The sequence below is a fragment of the Micromonospora sp. NPDC048905 genome, from assembly GCF_040649655.1.
Taxonomy (GTDB): domain Bacteria; phylum Actinomycetota; class Actinomycetes; order Mycobacteriales; family Micromonosporaceae; genus Micromonospora.
Genome location: NZ_JBEZFV010000003.1, coordinates 358,309 through 379,443, shown reverse-complemented (window position 1 = coordinate 379,443; position 21,135 = coordinate 358,309). Strand labels below are relative to the sequence as shown.

Genomic DNA, 21,135 nt, shown 5'->3' with positions numbered 1-21,135 from the left:
GGACGGCCAACGAGAGGACGGCCTGTGAGTAGCCCGAGCCCAGGCGGGGACGACCTAGCCGCCATCGGTACGGACCCCGCGGCGTTCGAGCGGTTCTACCGCCGACACGTCGAGACGATCGGGCGGTTCGTGGCCCGCCGCGTCGACGACCCGCACACCGCCGCCGACCTCACGGCCGAGGTGTTCCTGGCGGTGATCGACTCCGCGGCCGGTTTCCAGCCGGAGCGCGGAAACGAGCTGGCCTGGCTCTTCGGCGTGGCCCGCAACGTCATCGCGGCCGAACACCGCCGGGCTACCCGTCATCTGCGGGCCAGCGGTCGCCTGGCGGGACGACGGCTGTTGGACGCCGACGACATCGCCCGGATCGAGGAGCGCATCGACGCGGAATCGCTGGCGCGCCGTACCTATCGCGCTCTCGGCGGTCTGCCGGAGCACACGCGCGCCCTGCTCGAACTCGTCGCCGTCGACGGCCTGTCCCTGACGGACGCGGCCGCCGCGCTCGGGATCTCCCCGGTCGCCGCGCGGGTCCGGGTGCATCGGGCCCGCCGGGCGGTACGCCTCGCTCTCGCACAGTCCGAATCCGCGCTCGTCTGATCGGAGGGAAGGTCACCATGAGCAGAACCCCGCAACTGGGCAACTTCGAGGCACGGCTTCTCGCCGAACTGAAGGAACACCTCGGCGCCCGAACCACCGAAAGCGCCCCGGCCGCCGACGCAGCCCCGACGACCGTCCGTGCGACACGGGGCGCACGGTGGCGTAGGCCGGGCTGGCGGCTGGCCGGGGTCGGTGGGCTTGTCGTCCTGCTCACCGCCGTCGGACTGGTGACCCAGACGGTCGGCGACGCCCCACCGACGGCGAGCGCGGCCGAGGTCCTGACCGAGGCCGCGGACACGGCCCGGCAGCAGCCCGACCTGGTGGCGCGTCCCGGCCAGTTCCTCTTCATCGAACTGCGGCTGACCGCCCGGGAGGAGCCAGCGGCCGGCCCGTACGTCGATGAGCGGCTCCAACGCTGGGTGCCGGTCGGCGACGATCCGACCTGGCAGCAGCGGCGGCGGTTGGAGAGCCGCCCGGACGAGTGGCGAACCGACAACGTCTCGCACCTGCCACCGCCGCCCGGCTATTTCCAGGGCCTGCCCACCGAGCCGGAGCAGATGGCGCAACACCTGCGGGATCACCCGATCCCCCTGGACCTACCCGCCGGCGCGGACCTGGAGGCCATCCAGAACGACCCGACCACGATCTTCACCGACGGGATGTGGATGCTGGAGGGCTACGTGCCGCCGCAGTCGCTCGGCGCGCTGTTCCAGGCGATGGCCCGAGTACCGGGGGCGAGCGTGTTGCCCGGCGAGGTGCGGGACGCCGCCGGCCGACGGGGCGTGGCGCTGCGGACTCCCGGCGTGTTCGCCGCCCACGTCGACCTGATCTTCGACCGGGAGACCCACGTCTACCTCGGCACCCGCCGGCTCACGGTGCGGGATGGCAAGGAGTCGCCGTACATGAGCACCGCCGTCACCCGGCTGGCCGTCGTCGATCGGCTGGGACAGCTGCCCTGATCGGCAGAACGGGCCGATGATCGGAAATAGTGGCCTCTCCTGCCGAGGAGGCCACTATTTCCGCATGATCGCGCCGCGGGCAGCCCGTGATCGCGCCGTAGGCGGCCCGCCTCAGTAGCGCTGGCGCAGCAGCCCGGCGGCCTCGACAGCCCAGTAGGTGAGGATGACCTGCGCGCCGGCCCGCTTGATCGAGGTGAGCGTCTCCAGCATCACCCGCTCCCGGTCGATCCAGCCGTTCGCGGCGGCCGCCTCGACCATCGCGTACTCGCCGGAGACCTGGTAGGCGGCTACCGGGACGTCCACCGCGGCCCGTACCGCCGCCACCACGTCGAGGTAGGGCAGCGCCGGCTTGACCATCACCAGGTCGGCGCCCTCGGCGACGTCGAGCGCCACCTCGCGCAGGGACTCCCGCAGATTGGCCGGGTCCTGCTGGTAGGTGCGCCGGTCGCCCTCCAGCGCCGACTCCACCGCCTCGCGGAACGGGCCGTAGAACGCCGAGGCGTACTTGACGGCGTATGCCAGCACGGCCACGTCCTGGTGCCCGGCGGCGTCGAGCGCCTTGCGGACCACGCCGACCTGGCCGTCCATCATCCCGGACGGCCCGACCATGCCGACCCCGGCGGCGGCCTGGGCCACCGCCATCTCGGCGTACGCGGCCAGGGTGGAGTCGTTGTCGACCTCACCGTCTGCGGTGAGCAGCCCGCAGTGCCCGTGCGAGGTGAACTCGTCCAGGCACAGGTCGCTCATCACCACCGCGGCGTCGCCCACCTCGGCCACCACGTCGCGGATGGCGACGTTGAGGATGCCGTTCGGGTCGATGCCGCCGGAGCCGGTCGGGTCCCGCCGTTCCGGCACGCCGAAGAGCATGATCCCGCCGACGCCGGCCTGGACCGCCTCGGCCGCCGCCTTGCGCAGCGAGTCCCGGGAGTGCTGGAGCACCCCCGGGAGCGACCCGATGGCACGGGGCTCGCTCAGCCCCTCCTTGACGAACATCGGCACGACCAGCTCGGCCGGGTCGACCCGGGTCTCGGACACCAGCCGGCGGATCGCCGGGTTGCGGCGCAGCCGGCGGGGCCGGATCTCGGGGTACGACATGGCAGGCCTCCTCGAACGACTACCGGAAGCGCAGAGCGGTCGGGCCCTGCACCTTCGAACCGCGGCGCTGCTTGGCCGGCATGGCGGCCAGCTTCTCGCGCAGCTCGACGGCGTAGGCGGCAAGCGCCTCCACCAGGTCGGGCACCGAGGCGTGCGGCGGCTGGACGTCGACCCGCAGGCCGAACTCCGTCGCGGTCTCCGCCGTCTTGGGCCCGATAACCGCAACCACGGTACGCGCGTGCGGCTTCCCGGCGATACCGACCAGGTTCCGCACGGTGGAGGATGACGTGAACAAGACAGCGTCGAACCCGCCCGACTTGATCGCGTCCCGGATCTCGGCGGGCGGCGGCGCGGCCCGCACCGTCCGGTACGCGGTCACGTCGTCGACCTCCCAGCCGCGCTCGGTGAGCCCGGCGGCGAGCGTCTCGGTGGCGATGTCGGCACGCGGCAGCAGCACCCGGCCCACCGGGTCGAGGATCTCGTCGTGCGGGGAGAACTCGGCGAGCAGCCCCTCGGAGGACTGCTCCCCGGCGGGGATCAGCTCCGGCTGGATACCGAACGCGCGCACCGCGTCGGCCGTCGCCTCACCGATGCAGGCGATCTTGACGCCGCCGAAGTGCCGGGCGTCCAGCCCGTGCTCGGCGAACTTCTCCCAGACCGCGCGAACCGCGTTCACCGACGTGAAGATCACCCAGGCGTACCGGCCGTCGACCAGGCCCTTGACCGCCCGCTCCATCTGCGCCGGAGTACGCGGCGGCTCGACCGCGATGGTCGGCACCTCACACGGGATCGCCCCGTACGCGCGCAGCCGCGCGCTCATCGCGCCGGCCTGCTCCTTGGTCCGGGGTACGAGCACCTTCCAGCCGTACAGCGGGCGGTTCTCCCACCAGCTCAGCTTGTCGCGCTGACCCACCCCGACACCGACGGTGAGCACCACCCGGCCGGTGAAGCCGAGCGCGGCAGCCACGAAGCTGTCCACGGTCGACGTGGTCGTGTACTGGGTCTCGCCGGTGCCGTCGCCGGTCACCCCGACGCCGGTGGTGCCGTCGACCCCGGCGGAGAGCAGCCCGTCCCGGACGGCGGCGAGGTCACCGGCGTCCACGGCCAGCGCGAGCGAACCCCGGCCGACGGCAGCGGCCAGCGCCTCGAAGTCCAGTGCGCTGACGTCCTCGACGTCGGCGGCGGTACGCACACCGGGCAGCGGAACACCCGCGTAGGTGGCCACACCCTCGGCCTGACCGACACCGGGCACCACCTCGAAGTGGGCGGCGGTGCGGGCCACCGCCTGCACCTCCTTCACCACCGAGTCGTGGCCGAACGGGTCGCCGGCGACCAGGTGCACCGCGTTCAACCCGGATCGGGCCGCGGAGATCAGCACCTTCGCCACGTCCCCCGGCGCGCCTTCGGCGGGGGTGAACTCGGCATCGTCCCTGGCCTCGGCGCGAACGACGGCGAGCAACGACTCCGGGACTCCCCGGTCGTAGATCACCTGGTCAGCGTCGACCAGGGCGTCGTGGGCCCGACGGGTCAGCAGCCCAGGGTCACCGGGGCCAGCCCCGACGAACGCGATACGGCCGACGGGCTTACGGGTGCGGGTCATTCTGTGCTCCCAAATTGCTGGGTCCCCGGGCCGGTGTGTCCATCGTGGCCGAGGATCGAGTCGGCGCCGAGGTCGAGGAGTTCGGCGGCGAGTGCCTTACCGATCTCCGTCGCGTCGGCGGGCGTTCCGGTGCGGGACAGCCGGAGGTCACGAGTGCCGTCCGGGCTGATCACCGCCCCGCGCAGGTAGATCTCATCGCCGGTATCGCCCTCGGCGAGTTCCGCGTAGGCGGCGACGGGTGCGCTGCACCCAGCCTCCAGGGTTGCCAGAAACGCGCGTTCCGCGGTGACCGCGGCTCGCGACGGTGCGTGGTCGAGCACCGCGAGCAACTCGACCAGGCTCTGGTCGTCGACCCGGCACTCCACGGCCAACGCTCCCTGGGCGGGGGCGGGCAGCATCAGCATCGGATCCAGCGTCTCGGTGATCTCGTCGGCCCGACCGATCCGGGCCAACCCGGCCCGGGCCAGGACGACGGCGTCGAGGTCGGCCTCGGGACCGACCACCCGCGCCAGGCGGGTGTCGATGTTGCCGCGGATCGGGGTGACCTCGAGTTGCAGGCCGAGCGCGTGCAGTTGGGCGATCCGGCGCAGCGCGCCGGTGCCCACGGTGGCGCCGGGCGGTAGTTCGGCGAGCGTCCGGCCGCCCCGGGCGATCAGCGCGTCGCGCGGGTCCAGTCGGGCCGGCACCGCCGCGATGTGCAGCCCGGCGGCGATAGCCGTGGGCAGATCCTTGTAGGAGTGCACCGCGAAGTCGATCGTCCCGGCGGTCAGGGCGTCGCGCAGCGCGGAGACGAACACCCCGACGCCGAGCCGGTGCACCGGTGCGTTGGAACGATCGCCCGCGGTGACCACCTCGACCAGCTCGACCGGGCGACCGGTGGCGGCGGTCACCGCCTCGGCGACCTGGCCGGACTGGGCCATCGCGAGGGCGCTGCCGCGCGTGCCGAGGCGTAGGGGGGCGGTCATCGCGCACCTCCGGTGGGTGGGGTGGGCTCGGGGGCGTCGGCACCGGACACCGGGTCGACACCGGGCAGCGCCATACCGAGGTCGGGGGTCAGCACGTCCGGGACGGTGTCCACCGGAGAGGTCTGCGGCACCTCGAGGTCGAACAGCTCGCGCAGCAGGGCCGCGTACTGGTCGCCGCCGGGCTCCGCGGCCAACTGGCGGACCTTGACGGTGGGCTGGTGCAGCAGCCGCTGCACGACCCGGTGCACGGTACGGGCGACCTCGGCGCGCAGGTCGTCGCCGAGGTCGGGGCGACGTTGGGCGAGCCGGCGCAGCTCGGCGGTGACCACGTCGTCGGCTCGGCCGCGCAGCGCGGCCACGGTGGGCGCCACGTCGGCACCGCGCAGCCAGGTGAGGAAGCTCTCCACCTCGCCCCGCACGATCCGTTCGACGGCGGCGGCGTCCGCGGCGGCCGGACCGTCGGCGAGCAGCGCCGCCATCCGGTCGATGTCGATCACCTCGACGCCGGACAGCTCGGCGACACCGTCCTCGACGTCACGCGGGACGGCAAGGTCGAGCAGGACCAGCGGGCCCCGGACCGGGTCCCGTTCGGCGAGCGCCGCGCTGACCACCGCCCGGGTGAGGACCGGTTCGGTGGAAGCGGTGGCGGCCACTACGATGTCCACTGTGGAAAGGGTGTCGGCCAGCTCGGTCATCGGCGCGGCACTCGCCCCGTACGACTCGGCGAGCCGGACGGCCCGGTCGGCGCCCCGGTTGCTGACGGTGAGCGGACCGGCGCCCCGCCGGGACAGCGTGGCCACCCCGAGTGAGCCCATCGCGCCGGCGCCGACCACCAGGGCCGGGTGGCCGGCGAGGTCGCCGTCGAGGTGCCCGGCGGCCAGCTCGAGCGCGGCGGTGACGACGCTCTGGCCGGCACGGTCGATGCCGGTCTCGGCGTGGGCGCGCTTGCCGACCCGCAGGGCCTGCTGCATCAGCTCGTGCAGCAGGCGGCCGGCCGAGTCGGCGCCGGTGGCCCAGTGGTACGCGTCACGCAGCTGGCCGAGGATCTGCGCCTCGCCGACCACCATCGAGTCCAGACCGGTGGCGACCCGGAAGACGTGCTCCACGGCAGCGGTGTCGTAGTGCACGTACAGGTGGCTGGCGAGTGCCGCCGGCGAGGTGCCGGCCTGCTCCGCCAGGACGGCGCACACGTCGCCGAGCCCACCGTGGAAACCGGACACGGCGGCGTAGACCTCCACCCGGTTGCAGGTGGAGACGATCACCGCCTCGGCCACGTAGGGCTGGGCGACCAGGCGGTCCAGGGTGCGGGTGAGGTCTGCGGGAGGCACGGCCAGTTGTTCCAGCGTGGCGACCGGGGCGGTCCGATAGGACGCGCCGACGACGAGCAGTTTCACGTGCCGATCGCCTCCTGGGTGTCGGTGGCCGCGAACCCGCCCGGCAGGGCCGTGAGAGCGGACCCGCCGGTGGCGGGCAGCGCGGTCAGCGACGCCTTGCGGTGCTCGTGGAAGGACAGAATCTGCAGCTCGATGGCGAGATCGACCTTGCGCACGTCGACCCCCTCCGGAACCGAGAGTACGCACGGCGCGAAGTTGAGGATGCTCGTCACGCCGACGGCGACCAGCTGGTCGGCGACCTGCTGGGCGGCTGCGGCCGGGGTGGCGATCACGCCGATCGCGAGGGATTCCTCCGCGGCGACCGTCGCCAGATCGTCGACATGCCGGACCACCAGGCCATTGATCTCTTCGCCGACCCGGGAGGGATCGGCGTCGAGAAGTGCGGCGATCCGGAAGCCCCGGCCGGCGAAGCCGTCGTAGCCGGCCAGAGCGTGACCGAGATTACCCACGCCGACCAGGGCGACCGCCCGGCGTTGGGTGAGCCCGAGCACATTCTCGATCTGCTCGATCAGCAGCGTGACGTCGTAGCCGACGCCCCGGGTGCCGTACGAGCCGAGGTGCGAGAGGTCCTTGCGAAGCTTGGCGGAGTTGACGCCGGCGGCTGCGGACAGCTCCTCGCTGGAGACCGTCTCGTGCCCGGTGTCGGCGAGGTTGTGCAGCGCGCGCAGGTATTCCGGGAGCCGAGCGACGGTGGCCTCGGGCAGATCCGGGAGCGCTGGTACGGCACCGGCGCGGCCGGGCGCGCCTGGGTGACGGTGCTGACTCATGAGACTCCGTGCGGTGCGATCCTCGGCCAACTCCGCTGGTCGGCCGCTTATGGACTCCCGCTGGCGACCGAGGTTGCCGGCTGTGCTAGCAGGGCGCGTCGGAGTCACAGAGTAGGCGCTTGTGAAGACGTGCACAAATCGCGATCTTGTCGCTGCGTGCCGCGACTCCACCAACAGCTCCATTCCGCAAGATCGATTTAGCGACTTTCGTCCGTGCCGCCCAGGCAATTATTGCTCAATACCGACTTCTCTGACCAATCCCGCGCTGAGCCTCACCGGGCCGTTCCGCAGGTGGTAGGGGCAGCACTACGGGGGAGAGGCAGGGCTTCGGGATGGGGACCGGAAGTCGGAATGCCTAGCCTTTTCCCATGACCGCCGTTGCCGCCACCAGCGACCCACCGACGCTGGCACCGAGCATTCCCCGCCAACTCTTCGTCGACTCCGGCTACGTGCTCCTCGGTCTGCCTCTGGCGGTGGCCAGTTTCGTCGTCCTCATCCTCGGCACCGCGGTCGGCATCGGCCTGGTGGTCACGGTGATCGGTCTGCCGATCCTCAGCGGCACCCTGTACGCCGCCCGTGGGCTGGCCGACATCGAACGGCTACGGCTGCCCGCGGTGCTCCGGCAACCCCGGATCCGGCCGCACTACCGGCTGCCCGAGGCGGGCGCGAACGCCTGGCGAAGGATCTTCGTGCCGATGCGGGACGCCCAGTCCTGGCTCGACCTGGCGCACGGCATCCTGCGGCTCATCGCGGCGGCCGGCACGTTCGTGGTCGCCGTGGTCTGGTGGGCCGGAGCGATCGCCGGCTCGCTGTACTGGGTCTACGACTGGGCCCTGCCCCGCGCCAGCGGCGAGGGTGACCAGGACCTCGCCCAACTGCTCGGCCTCGGCGACTCGACCACCGCCCGAATCGGCCTGAACACCGCGATCGGGGTGTTCTTCCTGATCACCCTGCCGATCGTGGTGCGGGGATGCGCCCTGCTGCAGGCCAGCTTCGCCAAGGCCATGCTGACCGGGGTGGCCGAGATGCGCGACCGGATCACCGTGCTGGAGGAGCAGAAACGGGCCGCCGTGTCCGCCGAGGCGTCCGCGCTGCGCCGGCTGGAACGCGACATCCACGACGGCCCCCAGCAGCGCCTGGTCCGCCTGGCCATGGACCTCAGCCGCGCCCGGATGCAGCTCGCCTCCGACCCGGAGGCCGCCGGCCGGACCATCGACGAGGCGGTCACGCAGACCCGGGACACGCTCGCCGAGCTGCGGGCACTGTCCCGGGGCATCGCCCCGCCGATCCTCGTCGACCGGGGCCTGCCCAGCGCCCTGGCCGCGATTGCCGGTCGCGGGCTGATCCCGATCGAGCTCCAGGTTGATCCGCAGCTCGGCACTCCGGGCGGGCGGCTCGACCCGGCGGTGGAGAACACCGCCTACTTCGTGGTGTCCGAGGCGTTGACGAACGTCGCCAAGCACGCGCGGGCCACCGAGGCCGTGGTGGCCGTCGCCCGGCAGGGCACCCACCTCCAGGTGCGGGTGGGCGACGACGGTCAGGGCGGCGCACACCTGGCCAAGGGGCACGGGCTGGCCGGCATCGCCGACCGGGTCCGGGCCGCCGGCGGTGAACTGGCGGTGGTGAGCCCGATCGGCGGCCCCACCGAGATCCGCGCCGAGCTACCGCTGTGAGCAGTCCCGCGCCGCCCCCGCACGACGCGTCGGACGTGGTAGACAACACAGCCATGCGCATCGTGATCGCCGACGACGGCGTCCTGCTCCGCGAGGGACTGGTCCGGCTGCTGACCGAGAGTGGCCATCAGGTGGTGGCCGCCGTCGGGGACGGCGACGCGCTCGTCGAGGCGGTGGTGGAGCACCAGCCGGACGTGTCGATCGTCGACGTCCGGATGCCGCCGTCGCACACCGACGAGGGACTCCGGGCGGCGGTGGAGGCACGCCGGCTGGTGCCGCGTACCCCGATCCTGGTGCTCTCCCAGTACGTCGAGGTCTCGTACGCCGATGATCTGCTGGCCACCACCGGCGCTGCCGGCGGCGGTATCGGCTACCTGCTCAAGGATCGGGTCGCCGCGATCGACGAGTTCCTGGACGCGCTGCGCCGGGTGGCGGCCGGCGGCACGGTGCTCGACCCGGAGGTGGTCGGCCAGCTCTTCGCCCGACGCCGCCGCGACGACCCGCTGCGCGAGCTGACGCCCCGCGAACGTGAGGTGCTCGCCCTGATGGCCGAGGGACGCTCGAACACCGCCATCGCCCGCGCCCTGGTGGTCAGCGACGGCGCGGTGGAGAAGCACGTACGCAACATCTTCACCAAGCTCACCCTGCCGCCGGACACCGAGCAGCACCGGCGGGTGCTGGCCGTCCTCACCTACCTGCGGAACTGACCTCCCGCGCCAGGTTGACCGCGTCGAGGAGGGTGTCGGCCACCGGGTGGCCGGAGGCGCGCAGCCGGGCCGGGTCGGTGAACCCGCCGGTGTAGAGCACCGCACGACCGCCGACCGCGAGCGCGGCGTCCGCGTCGTCGATGGAGTCCCCGATCAGCACCACCGAGGCGCCGTCCACGCCCAGCTCCGCCAGGTGTGACCGGAGCGACTCGGCCTTACGGCCGCCGCCGACCGTGGCCCGCAGCCCGTCGACCCGGGTGAAGTGGCCGGTCAACCCGTACGTGTGCACGGTCGGCACCAACTCCTCGTGGAACCACATGGAGAGCAGACTCTGGCTGCCCGGCCAGGAGGCCATCGCGTCGCGCGCGTCGGCGGCCAGCTCACAGGTGGTGAGGCCGGTGCGGTACGCCTCGTGGAAGATCCGGTCCAGCCGGCCGAACTCGTCGTCGTCGACGGCCTGCCCGAGCACCTCGGCGTAGTACTCGGCGATCGGCCGCCGGAACCGCACCCGGTGCTCGTCCAGGGTGACGGTCGGCCCACCAAGGCTCGTGAACACGACGTTGGTGGCGGACACCACCAGGCTGAGGTCGTTGAGCAGGGTGCCGTTCCAGTCCCAGACGAGGTGCGGGGGTGCGGAGGTCATCGGAGCACCATAGGTACCGCTCAGAGCTGAGGTGTGGTCAGGTCCCGCAGCAGCCGGTCCTCCTCGACCCGCCAGTAGCCGTGCTCCTTGCCGTCGAGCAGCACCACCGGCAGTCGGTCTCCGTACTCCCGCTCCAGCCCCTCGTCGTCGGTGACGTCCCACTCGACCCACTTGTCGCCGGTCACCGCCACCACCCGGTCGAGTGCCGCCTTGGCGTCGTCGCACAGATGGCAGCCGGGTCGGGTGATCAGGGCGAGCCGGGCGTCACTGGACATCGGTTACCTCCGTATGGGGTTTTCGGCGCTCGCCGGCAGTTCGGTCGGCATCGTCACCGGTCGCGCCGACGCCGCCACCACGTACGCCCGCACAGTCTCGCCGGTCCGCGGGGGCGGCACACCCGGTACCGCCGACTCGGCCGGCGCGGTGATCAAGTCTGGCACAGCGGCCGACGACCCGGCCACGACCGACGGTGCGAACAGGTGCCCGAGCGGCGCGAGGGCGACCGTCCCGTACACGGGACTGTCAGGTGTGCCATCGGTGGTCCGATCAAGTCCCGCCGATGGGATGGTCGGCGTCGTCCGCAGACGTTTCGGCCACGCCCGCGCCGCCACCCGCAGCGACCGGTCCAACCGAACGGGCGACCCACCCCACCAGGGCATCCACCGAGGAACACCGGGTCGACGGAAAGTCAATCGCACACGACGGACAACCGGTCCGGCACCGCACGGAGGGAGCGGGAAATACTTCCGCCTTGTGTAACGGACTTGCCACGCGCGGGTGACGTTGGCCCTATCATCACTCGGGTCGGCTCACCCCATTTGCCGTGAGTCGACACCCCTCAGCCCGAGGAGGCCCCCGTGCCTGTTAGCGCATTGGACCAGCACCTCCAGGGGATTTGCCGCCCATCGGCAACCCCCGTGACCGTCCTGCCCGGCCGACTCCCCGGTCGGTCCGCCCCGACGACGCACAGACCGGCCCATCCGGCGACCGACGGGACGGGGGTAACCCGGTGACCACCTTCGGTTACGCGGAACGCCCAGTCGGCCTGACCGGCCAGCCGGCACGCTCGCACGTCAACGAGAGACCGACGGCCCGTGCCCCACTCGACGAACCCCACGGCGCCGCCGTGCTCGGCGACGGCACAGCCCCCCGCACCCGCAGCCGGCCGCACCACAACGAGCCGCCGCCGCGGCCCGTGGTGCCCGGCGGGAACGCGCGGCCGACCGGCGGCCGGGTCGCCGTTCCGCCTCGACCGACGATGCCGGCGCAGGGTCGACGGGTCAGCGAGACACCGACGGTGACCACCGATCCGGCGGCGGGCGAGACGGCGGTGATCCCGGCGGTGCCGGCCGCCACCGCCACGACCCCGACCGGCTTTCCGAGCCGCCCCGACCCGTCCGACCCGGCCACCGAGGTCTGGACGCTGATCGAGCGCGCCCAGGCCGGCGAGTCCGAGGCGTTCGGCCTGATCTACGACCGGTACGTGGACACCGTCTTCCGGTTCATCTACTTCCGGGTCGGCAACCGCCAACTCGCCGAGGATCTCACCTCGGACACCTTCCTGCGTGCGCTCAAGCGGATCGGCAGCTTCACCTGGCAGGGCCGCGACCTCGGCGCCTGGCTGGTGACGATCGCCCGCAACCTGGTCGCGGACCACTTCAAGTCGGGCCGGTACCGGCTGGAGGTCACCACCGGTGACGTGCTCGACGCCGATCGGGAGGACCGGGGCCCGGAGGGCAGCCCGGAGGCGGCGGTGGTGGAGCACATCACGAACGTCGCGCTGCTCACCGCCGTGAAGCAGCTCAACCCGGAGCAGCAGGAGTGCATCGTGCTCCGCTTCCTCCAGGGCTTCTCGGTGGCCGAGACGGCCCGTGCGATGGGCAAGAACGAGGGTGCCATCAAGGCCCTCCAGTACCGGGCCGTACGCGCCCTGGCCCGGCTGCTCCCGGACGGCTTCCAGCCGTAGTTTGCGACGGCGGGACCGATGGGCGTCGATCGACGTCCGCGCAGCTCAGGGTCGGTCCCGCCCGGTGACGACGATCACTTTCTGTAATTTCCGCTCCGCCCGGCCCGTAACCCGTGAACGGTCCGCCGCGTTTCTCCGGGTGCGACCGGTGGTTGTCCCGGCAGGCCGGGTCACCGAGGTCCGACCGGCAAGCCGGCGGCGCCTCACCTCCGTGGTGTCACACTGCCGCCCGGTCTCCGGCAAGGACGGCGGCCGACCGGCCGTGACCAGCGAGAGGAGGTGCCTGCGGTGGACGACATCCTCATCTCCCGCCGGCGCGCCGAGCGCTTCGCGCAGCTTCTCGACGAGGCCAACGGCGCTCGGCGACACCACGTACGAGCCCGGGTGGACGGTCAACTCGCGCCCCTCGTCGCGGTGGGCCAACGGATCAGCACCGACCCCCCGACGGTCGAGGTGGACCAGGACTTCCGGACCGGCCTGCGGGCGATGCTGCTCGCCACCGCCGAACGGGAAGGGCTGGGCACCACACCGGCGGCCAGCGAACCGGCCGCCACGCGTCCGGCCACGACCACCCGGGGACGGCTTCTGCCGGCGGTCACCGCCCGGCGGGCCCGAGCCCGGGGCGCGATCCTGGTCGGGATCGCCGCGGGCGCCATCGCCGTCTCCGGCATTTCCGCCGCCAGCGAGAACGCGGTGCCCGGTGACGCGCTGTACGGGATGAAGCGCTCGACCGAACGGGCTCAGCTCGCCCTGGCCAGCTCCGACATCAGCCGCGGTCAACTCTTCCTGGACTTCGCCCGGACCAGACTCGGCGAGGCCGCCGAGTTGCGCGGCGACCGGATCGGCTACAGCGCCGTCCTCGACGACATGGACGCCGACACCCGGCAGGGTGTACGCCTGCTGACCACCGCCGCGGCACAGCGGGCGGAGCCGGGCAGCCTGGACACGCTCAACACGTTCGTCACCGGGCAACGCCGGGCGGTGAGCGGTCTGCTCGACGGGAGCACCCGCGTCGACCGGGAACGGACCCAGCGGTCCCTGCGCCTCCTGGACAGCATCCGGGAGCGCTCGGACTCGCTGCGCGCGGCGATCGCCTGCGGCCTGCCGGCCCCGACCGCCAGCGACACCCTCGGCCCCGACCCGAGCACCTGCCCCGGGGCTCGCTGACCTCCCACCCCCTATACCGCACGTCCGACCGGCCTCGCCACAGTTCGTGCTGTGCCCGGCCGGTCGGCCGCGCACGGCGGCTACCCTCGCTGGGGGCATCCGTCGTATCGGTGAGGAAGGGAGTCGCGTGGCGCGCAGCCGTAAGGTGACGGTCAGCACCGACGCCGAGGGGCACACCGCGGGCTGGGCCGAGACCGACCTGACCCCGGCCGTCGCCTCCGCACCGGACCCGACCGCTGCGGCCTTCTTCGACGTGGACAACACGATGATGCAGGGCGCGTCGATCTACTGGTTCGCCCGTGGGCTCGCCTCCCGCAACTACTTCACCTCCGCCGACCTGGCCCGCTTCGCCTGGCAGCAACTCCGGTTCCGGTTGTTGGCCCGTGAGCACGCCGGTGACATGTCGCTGGCCAAGGAGGCCGCGCTGGCCTTCGTCGAGGGCTGGCGCGTCGACGACGTGGAGCACCTCGCGGAGGAGATCTTCGACGAGATGATGGCACCCCGGATCTGGGCCGGCACCCACCAACTCGCACAACGGCACCTGGCGGCCGGCCAACGGGTCTGGCTGGTCAGCGCCGCCCCGGTGGAGATCGGCCGAGTGATCGCCGCCCGGCTCGGCCTGACCGGTGCCATCGGCACGGTGGCCGAGGTGGTGGACGGGGCATACACCGGGCGGTTGGTGGGTGACCTGATGCACGGGCCGGCGAAGGCCGAGGCGGTCACCCAGCTGGCCGCGGTGGAAGGGCTCGACCTGGCCCGCTGCGCGGCGTACAGCGACTCGGCCAACGACCTGCCGCTGCTCTCCGCCGTGGGCCGGGCGGTGGCGGTCAACCCGGACGGCGCCCTGCTGCGGCAGGCCCGCCAGCACGGCTGGGAGGTACGGGACTTCCGCACCGGTCGGCGAGCGGTCAAGATCGCCGTACCGTCCACCGCGGCCGCCGGGCTGGTCGTCGGCGCGGTCACCGCCGGGCTGGCGTTGCAGCGCCGCCGCCGCGCCGGCTGAGATACGTCAGGGACCGAACGGGTCGGGTCGGCGCTCCAACAGTGTGTGCAGGGTCTGCTGAATGGTCTCCCGCACCTGGTCGGCGAGGTTGAAGACCACCAGCGGGTCGTCCGCCGAGTCGGTCAGGTGCGCGGTGGGGATCGGCGGACAGAACTCGATGAGCCACTTGCTGGGCAGCGGCACCATGCCCAGCGGCCCGAGCCACGGGAAGGTCGGCGTGACCGGGAAGTAGGGCAGCTTGAGCAGTCGCGCCAGGGGCTTGATGTCGGCGAGCATCGGGTAGATCTCCTCGCCGCCGACGATGGCGACCGGCACGATCGGGGTGCCGGTGCGCAGCGCCGCCGAGACGAAACCGCCCCGCCCGAACCGTTGCAGCTTGTACCGGTCGGCGTACAGCTTGCCGATGCCCTTGAAGCCCTCGGGGAACACCCCGACCAGGTCGCCGCCGCTGAGCAGCCGCTCGGCGTCCGGGTTGCAGGCCACCGTGCCACCGGTCTTGCGGGCCAGCTCGGAGACCACCGGCATCCGGAAGACCAGATCGGCGCCGAGCAGCCGAAGGTAGCGGTGGGCGGGATGCTTGTCGTGCAGCGCCGCCGAGAGGATCAACGCGTCCAGCGCCACCGTCCCCGAGTGGTTGCCGACCACCAGGGCTGGTCCGTCGACGGGCACGTGCTCGACGCCGCTGACCTCGGTGCGGAACCAGTCCCGGTAGAGCAGCCGCAGCAGGGGGTGGAAGACCGCGTCGGTCAACTCCGAGTCGAAACCGAACTCGTCGACCTCGTAGTCGCCGGAGAGACGCCGGCGCAGGAAGGCCAGGCCGTTCGCGACCCTGCGGTCCCAGTGGTCCCCCGGCCGGTCCGGCACCGCCGGTTCGGTGCCACCCGACGTCGGAACGTCGACCAGGTCCCCGGCGGGCTCGTCGGTGGTCGCGGTGTCGATCTCGTCGGTCGGCGTCGGGGTCGGCGCGGCCTGAGCGGCCGGTCGATGTCCGTTCCGCCGCGCCGGCTCCACGTCCGCCGCCAACGGCTGCGGTACGTCGAAACGCCCGACCCCCCGCGGATCGCGCCCCTCACCGGGCCCGGTCACGACCGATCCCGAACTGCGGAGCGGACCTGCCGGATGCCGTCCAGGACGAGTTGCTCGGCGGCCGCCAACTGCCCCCGGGTGACCACCACCCCACCGTGGTGGGCGCGAATGAAGTCGTCGAACGCCTCGGCGGTCGATCGGGGTGTGAAGCCGTACTCCTGCTCAAGCTGGCTGGTGTCGACCACCCGGCCGTGCACGAAGAGGTCGACCTGGTCCAGGCCGTAGCGGCCGAACCCCATGGTGCGGGCCAGCGCGGCGGCACCGGAGAGACTCGGCTCCAGCACCGGTACGGCGACCCGACCGGCCCGCCGGATCGCCTGCGACAGCGACAGCACCCCCGGACCGGCGACGTTGTAGGTGCCCGGATGGTCCTCCACGATCGAGAGGTGCAGCACCTCCAACGCGTCGTCGAAGTGCAGGAACTGCAGACGGGGGTCCCGGCCGAAGACGGTGGGCACGAACGGCTGCGCGAAGTAGCGGGTCAACGTGGTGTCGGCGGTCGAGCCGATGAACGGGGCGAAGCGCAGCACCGTCGCGGTGACGTCGGACCGGCGGCGCCGGAAGCCCCGGACGTACCCCTCAAGGTCGAGAATGTCGCGGCCGAAACCGCCACGCGGCACCTCGCGGGGCTCGGTCTCCTCGGTGAAGACCGCCGGATCCCGGAACGACACCCCGTACGCGGCAGTCGACGACCGGACCACGAGCTTGCGCAGCCGGGGAGCCCGTTGGCAGGCGGCCAGCAGGTGCATGCTGCCGATGACGTTCTGGTCCTTCATCGCGGACCGGCCACCGTGCTGCTTGTCGGGGGAGCTGACCAGGGCGAGGTGCACGACGGCGTCGACGTCCAGGTCGGCGAGGAGGCCACCGAGCGAATCGTTGTCGACGCGGATCCGTTCGACCCGGTCCAGCAGATCGGTGAACTCGGTGCCGGAATCCGGTGCGTCGACGCCGATGACCCGCTCGATACGCGGGTCGGCGGCCAGGCGGGCCGCCACGTGGGCACCCAGATAGCGGCCCACCCCGGTGACGAGGACGACCCCCGGGGCACCTGAGGTGCCACCGAGGGTCATCTGACGCACCTACCCCGGCAGGAAGGACCGAGCCGGGACGACCACGGCCTGATCACCTGAGCCTCCGGGGGTCGACAGTTTGGCAAGTGCCGCCGAATGCCGGGCTCAGCGCCCGGCGGCGATCACTTGCCGAGACGGCGACGCTGGACGCGGGTCTTACGCAGCAGCTTGCGGTGCTTCTTCTTAGCCATGCGCTTACGGCGCTTCTTGACCACCGAGCCCATACGACAGCCTTTCGATACAACGTGCGGGGCGGACCGGATGACACCACGCAGGTGGCGACGGCGACCGCTTGCGGACAACGGACCGGACCAGTCTGGGCGGCGGGGCGCACCGGTGGGGTCTCGGTCGGGCTCCAGGGTAGCCGGAGGGCCTCGGCCGGACCAACGCGCCCCCGTCGATGCCGGTTGGACGGCACCCGGGGAGCCGAACGACGGCTCAGGCGGTCTCTTGGAAAGCGCCCCGGAGATATTCGTGTACCGCGTGCTCGGGCACCCGGAACGACCGGCCGACCCGGACGGCGGTGAGCTCACCGCTGTGCACCAGGCGATAGACAGTCATCTTCGAGACCCGCATGACCGTCGCCACCTCCGCGACGGTCAGGAACCTGACCTCCGACAGTCGCCCGTCGGACTGTGACCCGGCCATGGCTCACCAACCCATCCCATGCCCGGCGCGTGCCAACCCGACGGATGCTCCGGGCCGGGCGGCGACGCGCGTGTTACCAGTACGGTAGCGGGGCGGCTGTGACCGGCGCGATCCCTTCGTACAACTGATCATGTTTCTTCTCGCCGTTCACCCGATCCACACTCCCGGAATCTCCCCGCCCGCGCCCGGCGTCCCGGTTCCACCGACGCCGCCCGGCGTCCCGGCCAGCTCCGACGCCGCCCGGCGTCCCGGCCAGCTCCGACGCCGCCCGGCGTCCCGGCCCGCTCCGACGCTGTTCACTCGGCGCGTAGCGCGACCACCGGGTCGAGTCTGCCGGCGCGCTGCGCGGGGACGACCCCGAAGACGATGCCCACCACCGCGGACACGCCGAAGGCGAGCGCCAACGACCACCAGGTGATCGCGGCCGGGATCGGTGACAGCCCGTTGATCAGCAGGGCGGTGCCCACGCCCAACGCCATTCCGGTCACCCCACCGATCGTGGTGAGCAGCACCGCCTCCAGCAGGAACTGCACACCGATGTCGCGGGGGCGGGCCCCGACTGCCTTGCGTAGCCCGATCTCCCGGGTCCTCTCCCGAACGCTCACCAGCATGATGTTGGAGACTCCGACACCGCCGACGAGCAGGGAGATGCCGGCGATGGCCGCCAGTACGCCGGTGAGAACGCCGAGGATGTCGCCGAGCACACCGAGGATCTGCTGCTGGGTGACCGCGCTGAACTCGGTGTCCGGGTGCCGGCGGTTCAGCTCCGCGACGATCCGTTCGCCCAGCTCGTCGATCCGTTCCCGGTCCGGGGCCTTCACGGCGATGCCGTCCACCCGCTGGGTGCCCCAGAGCCGCTGCGCGGCGGTCACCGGCACGTGCACCTCGTCGTCCCGGTCGACGCCGAGGCTCTGCCCGAGGGGCGCGAAGACGCCGATCACCCGGAACCGCACCCCGGCCAGCGTCACCTGCTGGCCGAGCGGGTCCCGGTCGGGGAAGAGCGTGCGGGCCACCGAGTCGCCGAGCACCGCCACCCGGCGGCTGGTGTCCACGTCGGTGCCGGTGAGGTAGCGACCCCGGGCCAGCGACCGCGTGAACACCGTCGGGGTGGTCTCCAGCACTCCCTGCACGGTGGTGAAGTCGGAACGGGCACCGGCTCGCGCGGTCGCCCCGGAGGCGACGGTGACCGCCACCCGGTCGGGGTCGCCGACCACCCGGGTGACGGCGTCGACGTCCTTCAGGGTCAGCGGCGAGACCACCGGGGCGTTGCCCACCTCGATGCGGCCGGGCACGACCAGCAGCAGGTTGGAGCCGAGGCCCTCGACCTGCTGTTCGACCTTCTGTTTGGTGCCGGTGCCGATGGCCACCAGCAGGACCACCGAGGCGACTCCGATGATCACCCCGAGCATGGTCAGCGCGCTGCGCAGCCGGTTGGCCCGCAGGGCGCCCAGCGCCACCCGCCACGCCTCGGCGACCCTCACGGCTCGCCCCCCGGACGCTCGACCTCGGGCCGGCCCGGGTCCACCTCCTGCGGAAGGCGCCCGGTGGCTCCGGCGGCGCCACCGGAGCCACCGGACGGGTGCCCCGGACCGCTTCCGGACGCGGACCGGGGCTCCGCGCTGGGAGCGGAGACCAGTGTCGCAGGTCGACCGGGATCGACGGACGGCGGTCGATCATGAGGGTCGTCGCTGTCCGCCACGACCACTCCGTCGCGCATCGTGATCCGCCGCTGGGCCCGGGCCGCCACCTCCTGGTCGTGGGTGACCATCACCAGCGCCACCCCGGACTCCACGTTCAACTGTTCCAACAGCTCCAGCACCGCCGCACCGGTGACGCTGTCCAGGTTGCCCGTCGGTTCGTCGGCCAGCAGCACCGTCGGCTCGGTGACCAGCGCGCGGGCGATCGCCACCCGTTGCTGCTCCCCACCGGACATCTGGTTGGGCCGGTGGTCCAGGCGGTGCCCGAGGCCGACCCGGCCGAGCATCGCCGCCGCCCGCTCCCGACGCTGCCGCGCCGGCACGCCCCGGTAGACGAGCGGGAGGGCCACGTTCTCCACCGCCGAGGTACGCGGCAACAGGTGGAACGCCTGGAAGACGAAGCCGATCGTCTCGTTGCGCAGGGCGGCCATCTCCGGCGGCGTGAGGGCGTTGACGTCCCGACCACCGATCACCAGACGCCCACCGGTCGGCCGGTCCAACCCTCCGAGGAGGTGCATGAGGGTGGACTTGCCCGAGCCGGACGGACCGACCAGGGCCACGTAGTCACCCGCTCGCACGACCAGCGACACCCCGCGCAGGGCCTCGACGGACACCCCGTCCAGTTGGTACGTCCGGGACACCTCCACCGCCTCGATCGCCGGCGGGGCGTCGGTCACCGCACCTCCTGGCCGTCGCGCACCTGGTCGGTGCCGCGCACCACGATCCGGTCGCCGGGCTGCACGCCGTTGATGATCTGCACCAGATCCGACCCCTGGACGCCCACGGTGACCGCCGCCCGCCCGGCCCTGCCGTCGCGGACCACCCAGACCGCGTCCCGGCCGTCGGCGGAGAACACCGCCGAAGCGGGTACGGTCACCGCGTCGGCGGCCTCACGCACCCGCAGATGGACTATCGCGTTCATGCCCGGGCGGGGCGTCGGAGCCGGCTCGTCCTCGGCCAGCTTTCCGGCGCCCAGCGCGAGGCGCACCCGGTAGGTCACCCCGCCCTGGGCGGAGTTGGTGGGCAGCACGTCCACCGAGCGCACCGTCGCGTCGTAGCTGGCGCCGCTGACGGCGTCCAACTCGACGGTGGCGGTCACCCCGGCCTTTACCAGCAGCACGTCGGTCTCGTCCACCTCGGCGAGCAACCCCAACTGCCCGGTGTCCACCACGGTCAGCACCGGTGTGCCGGCGGTGACCTGGCCGCCGACCGCGACCGCGTCGTCCACCCCGGGAGGCGGCCCGCCCTGGCCGGACGTCAGCGCGGACGGGTTGAGACCGGCGGCCTGGGCACCACCGGCCTGCTCCAACAGCCCCGCGAGGCCACCGGTCGCGCCACCGCCCGCCCGGGTGCCGCCCGGTTGCACGATGCCGGCGATCGGGGCGCGCAGGGTCAGCGCGTCGACAGTCGCCTTCGCCAGGTCGTACGCCTGCTGGGCCTGGAGCCGTTGGGCCGCGGAGAGCGCGCCGACGGCCGAGCTCAGCCCGTTGATCCCCCGCTGCACCGCGCGGACGGCCTGGTCGGCGCTGCGCGCGGCGGCCGCGTACTGCCGCTGCGCGGACGTCACCTGGGTCAGCAGGGCGTCCCGCAACTGCGGTTCGGCGATTTTCTCGGCGGCCTTGCGGGCGGCGTCGAACGCCTCGTCGGCCGCCTTGTCGGTGCCACGTCGACTGCTTGCCAGGTTGCCCGTGGAGACACCCCGACCGGCGCGCTTGGCCGCGTCCAACGCCTCCTTCGCCTGGCGCAGCCGCTGCCGGGCCGAGGGCGAGTCGACCACGGCGAGGACCTGGCCGGCTTTGACCCGCTGTCCGGGCTGGACACGCAGGCTTGCCAGCGAGCCGTCGGCGGGGGCGGTCAGGGTCGCGGCGGCGCGGGCGGTGACGGTAGCCGGAGCGTCGATCAGCTCGCTGACCGGGTTGCGGGCGGCCGACGCCAGCGCGAGGTCGGGGCCGTCATCGCCGCACGAGGCGGCGGTGGTGGCGGTGAGGACGACGGCGGCGGTCAGGGCGACGAGCAGGCGGGGCCGGACGGTGCTGCCCGGCCGAGCTGACTGAGGGCGGCGCACGCATCGATGGTACGGCGCGCCGTCCCGCCACCTGCG

21 protein-coding genes are annotated in these 21,135 nt (G+C 72.6%); 7 read left to right on the top strand and 14 right to left on the bottom strand.

The genetic code is table 11. The features are described from left to right. Positions 1–24 precede the first annotated feature (24 nt). Together AB0C01_RS10000 and AB0C01_RS09995 are read left to right on the top strand one after the other, a co-directional pair. Entirely contained in the window at positions 25–594 is a 570-nt protein-coding gene (locus tag AB0C01_RS10000) for a sigma-70 family RNA polymerase sigma factor (protein WP_357570860.1), read from the top strand. 17 nt (positions 595–611) lie between these two features. Further along, entirely contained in the window at positions 612–1,553 is a 942-nt protein-coding gene (locus AB0C01_RS09995; protein WP_357253888.1) for a CU044_5270 family protein, read from the top strand. A gap of 111 nt (positions 1,554–1,664) precedes the next feature. Here the strand turns inward: AB0C01_RS09995 and hemB are convergent, their stop codons facing one another. From hemB to AB0C01_RS09970, 5 genes are read right to left on the bottom strand one after another with little or no spacing between them, the layout of a single operon-like run. Next, on the bottom strand, positions 1,665–2,648 hold the full coding sequence (gene hemB, locus AB0C01_RS09990) for a porphobilinogen synthase (RefSeq protein WP_357253886.1): 984 nt from the start codon (positions 2,646–2,648) through the stop codon (positions 1,665–1,667). A gap of 19 nt (positions 2,649–2,667) precedes the next feature. Further along, the gene (locus tag AB0C01_RS09985; protein WP_357253884.1) at positions 2,668–4,248 is read right to left on the bottom strand and encodes a uroporphyrinogen-III synthase; all 1,581 of its coding nucleotides are present in this window, start codon (positions 4,246–4,248) and stop codon (positions 2,668–2,670) included. Next, on the bottom strand, positions 4,245–5,213 hold the full coding sequence (gene hemC / locus AB0C01_RS09980) for a hydroxymethylbilane synthase (RefSeq protein ID WP_357570859.1): 969 nt from the start codon (positions 5,211–5,213) through the stop codon (positions 4,245–4,247). Before hemC ends, AB0C01_RS09985 begins: the two co-directional genes overlap by 4 nt. Next, entirely contained in the window at positions 5,210–6,607 is a 1,398-nt protein-coding gene (locus tag AB0C01_RS09975) for a glutamyl-tRNA reductase (protein ID WP_357570858.1), read from the bottom strand. The genes hemC and AB0C01_RS09975 overlap by 4 nt, the downstream gene beginning before the upstream one ends. Then, positions 6,604–7,374, bottom strand: a complete 771-nt coding sequence (locus AB0C01_RS09970) for a redox-sensing transcriptional repressor Rex (RefSeq protein WP_357253879.1) — start codon at positions 7,372–7,374, stop codon at positions 6,604–6,606. The genes AB0C01_RS09975 and AB0C01_RS09970 overlap by 4 nt, the downstream gene beginning before the upstream one ends. A 368-nt stretch (positions 7,375–7,742) precedes the next feature. On the opposite strand from AB0C01_RS09970, the gene AB0C01_RS09965 reads away from it, so the two are divergent. Together AB0C01_RS09965 and AB0C01_RS09960 are read left to right on the top strand one after the other, a co-directional pair. Then, positions 7,743–9,047: a sensor histidine kinase gene (locus AB0C01_RS09965; protein WP_357253877.1), complete on the top strand. Its 1,305-nt coding sequence runs from the start codon at positions 7,743–7,745 to the stop codon at positions 9,045–9,047. A gap of 53 nt (positions 9,048–9,100) precedes the next feature. Next, positions 9,101–9,754, top strand: coding sequence for a response regulator transcription factor (locus tag AB0C01_RS09960; protein WP_357253875.1), 654 nt, complete (start codon positions 9,101–9,103; stop codon positions 9,752–9,754). Here the strand turns inward: AB0C01_RS09960 and AB0C01_RS09955 are convergent. Together AB0C01_RS09955 and AB0C01_RS09950 are read right to left on the bottom strand one after the other, a co-directional pair. Beyond that, positions 9,735–10,397, bottom strand: coding sequence for an HAD hydrolase-like protein (locus tag AB0C01_RS09955; RefSeq protein ID WP_357253873.1), 663 nt, complete (start codon positions 10,395–10,397; stop codon positions 9,735–9,737). The genes AB0C01_RS09960 and AB0C01_RS09955 overlap by 20 nt on opposite strands. A 20-nt stretch (positions 10,398–10,417) precedes the next feature. Continuing rightward, a complete protein-coding gene (locus AB0C01_RS09950; RefSeq protein WP_357253871.1) occupies positions 10,418–10,672 on the bottom strand; it encodes a glutaredoxin family protein in 255 nt (84 codons plus the stop codon). A 734-nt stretch (positions 10,673–11,406) separates the two neighbouring features. Here AB0C01_RS09950 and AB0C01_RS09945 point away from each other — a divergent pair. From AB0C01_RS09945 to AB0C01_RS09935, 3 genes are all read left to right on the top strand, one after another. Beyond that, the gene (locus AB0C01_RS09945) at positions 11,407–12,363 is read left to right on the top strand and encodes an ECF subfamily RNA polymerase sigma factor, BldN family (protein WP_357253869.1); all 957 of its coding nucleotides are present in this window, start codon (positions 11,407–11,409) and stop codon (positions 12,361–12,363) included. A 279-nt stretch (positions 12,364–12,642) separates the two neighbouring features. Next, positions 12,643–13,530: a DUF5667 domain-containing protein gene (locus tag AB0C01_RS09940; protein ID WP_357253867.1), complete on the top strand. Its 888-nt coding sequence runs from the start codon at positions 12,643–12,645 to the stop codon at positions 13,528–13,530. A gap of 127 nt (positions 13,531–13,657) precedes the next feature. Beyond that, positions 13,658–14,533: an HAD-IB family hydrolase gene (locus tag AB0C01_RS09935; protein ID WP_357253865.1), complete on the top strand. Its 876-nt coding sequence runs from the start codon at positions 13,658–13,660 to the stop codon at positions 14,531–14,533. 6 nt (positions 14,534–14,539) lie between these two features. On the opposite strand, the gene AB0C01_RS09930 is transcribed toward AB0C01_RS09935, so the two are convergent. The 7 genes from AB0C01_RS09930 to AB0C01_RS09900 all read right to left on the bottom strand — a co-directional run bounded on the left by AB0C01_RS09930 (position 14,540) and on the right by AB0C01_RS09900 (position 21,099). After that, the gene (locus AB0C01_RS09930) at positions 14,540–15,436 is read right to left on the bottom strand and encodes a lysophospholipid acyltransferase family protein (RefSeq protein WP_357253979.1); all 897 of its coding nucleotides are present in this window, start codon (positions 15,434–15,436) and stop codon (positions 14,540–14,542) included. 179 nt (positions 15,437–15,615) lie between these two features. Further along, positions 15,616–16,689, bottom strand: a complete 1,074-nt coding sequence (locus tag AB0C01_RS09925; protein WP_357253863.1) for an NAD-dependent epimerase/dehydratase family protein — start codon at positions 16,687–16,689, stop codon at positions 15,616–15,618. A gap of 122 nt (positions 16,690–16,811) precedes the next feature. Continuing rightward, positions 16,812–16,913, bottom strand: a complete 102-nt coding sequence (locus AB0C01_RS09920; RefSeq protein ID WP_007465623.1) for an AURKAIP1/COX24 domain-containing protein — start codon at positions 16,911–16,913, stop codon at positions 16,812–16,814. 214 nt (positions 16,914–17,127) lie between these two features. Then, positions 17,128–17,337 (bottom strand): helix-turn-helix domain-containing protein, encoded by a 210-nt coding sequence (locus AB0C01_RS09915; protein WP_110563213.1) that lies wholly within the window; start codon positions 17,335–17,337, stop codon positions 17,128–17,130. A 296-nt stretch (positions 17,338–17,633) separates the two neighbouring features. Next, positions 17,634–18,818, bottom strand: a complete 1,185-nt coding sequence (locus tag AB0C01_RS09910) for an ABC transporter permease (protein WP_357570857.1) — start codon at positions 18,816–18,818, stop codon at positions 17,634–17,636. Continuing rightward, complete coding sequence (locus AB0C01_RS09905) at positions 18,815–19,711, bottom strand: ABC transporter ATP-binding protein (RefSeq protein ID WP_357570856.1); 897 nt, start codon at positions 19,709–19,711, stop codon at positions 18,815–18,817. The genes AB0C01_RS09910 and AB0C01_RS09905 overlap by 4 nt, the downstream gene beginning before the upstream one ends. Beyond that, positions 19,708–21,099: an efflux RND transporter periplasmic adaptor subunit gene (locus tag AB0C01_RS09900; RefSeq protein WP_357253857.1), complete on the bottom strand. Its 1,392-nt coding sequence runs from the start codon at positions 21,097–21,099 to the stop codon at positions 19,708–19,710. The genes AB0C01_RS09905 and AB0C01_RS09900 overlap by 4 nt, the downstream gene beginning before the upstream one ends. Between the last annotated feature and the right edge of the window lie 36 nt (positions 21,100–21,135).

Excerpts from the sequence above, each read along its gene's own strand:
- AB0C01_RS09995 (WP_357253888.1), top strand. The coding sequence starts at position 612 with ATGAGCAGAACCCCGCAACTGGGCAACTTCGAGGCACGGCTTCTCGCC.
- hemB (WP_357253886.1), bottom strand. The coding sequence starts at position 2,648 with ATGTCGTACCCCGAGATCCGGCCCCGCCGGCTGCGCCGCAACCCGGCG.
- AB0C01_RS09985 (WP_357253884.1), bottom strand. The coding sequence starts at position 4,248 with ATGACCCGCACCCGTAAGCCCGTCGGCCGTATCGCGTTCGTCGGGGCT.
- hemC (WP_357570859.1), bottom strand. The coding sequence starts at position 5,213 with ATGACCGCCCCCCTACGCCTCGGCACGCGCGGCAGCGCCCTCGCGATG.
- AB0C01_RS09970 (WP_357253879.1), bottom strand. The coding sequence starts at position 7,374 with ATGAGTCAGCACCGTCACCCAGGCGCGCCCGGCCGCGCCGGTGCCGTA.
- AB0C01_RS09965 (WP_357253877.1), top strand. The coding sequence starts at position 7,743 with ATGACCGCCGTTGCCGCCACCAGCGACCCACCGACGCTGGCACCGAGC.
- AB0C01_RS09960 (WP_357253875.1), top strand. The coding sequence starts at position 9,101 with ATGCGCATCGTGATCGCCGACGACGGCGTCCTGCTCCGCGAGGGACTG.
- AB0C01_RS09955 (WP_357253873.1), bottom strand. The coding sequence starts at position 10,397 with ATGACCTCCGCACCCCCGCACCTCGTCTGGGACTGGAACGGCACCCTG.
- AB0C01_RS09950 (WP_357253871.1), bottom strand. The coding sequence starts at position 10,672 with ATGTCCAGTGACGCCCGGCTCGCCCTGATCACCCGACCCGGCTGCCAT.
- AB0C01_RS09925 (WP_357253863.1), bottom strand. The coding sequence starts at position 16,689 with ATGACCCTCGGTGGCACCTCAGGTGCCCCGGGGGTCGTCCTCGTCACC.
- AB0C01_RS09920 (WP_007465623.1), bottom strand. The coding sequence starts at position 16,913 with ATGGGCTCGGTGGTCAAGAAGCGCCGTAAGCGCATGGCTAAGAAGAAG.
- AB0C01_RS09915 (WP_110563213.1), bottom strand. The coding sequence starts at position 17,337 with ATGGCCGGGTCACAGTCCGACGGGCGACTGTCGGAGGTCAGGTTCCTG.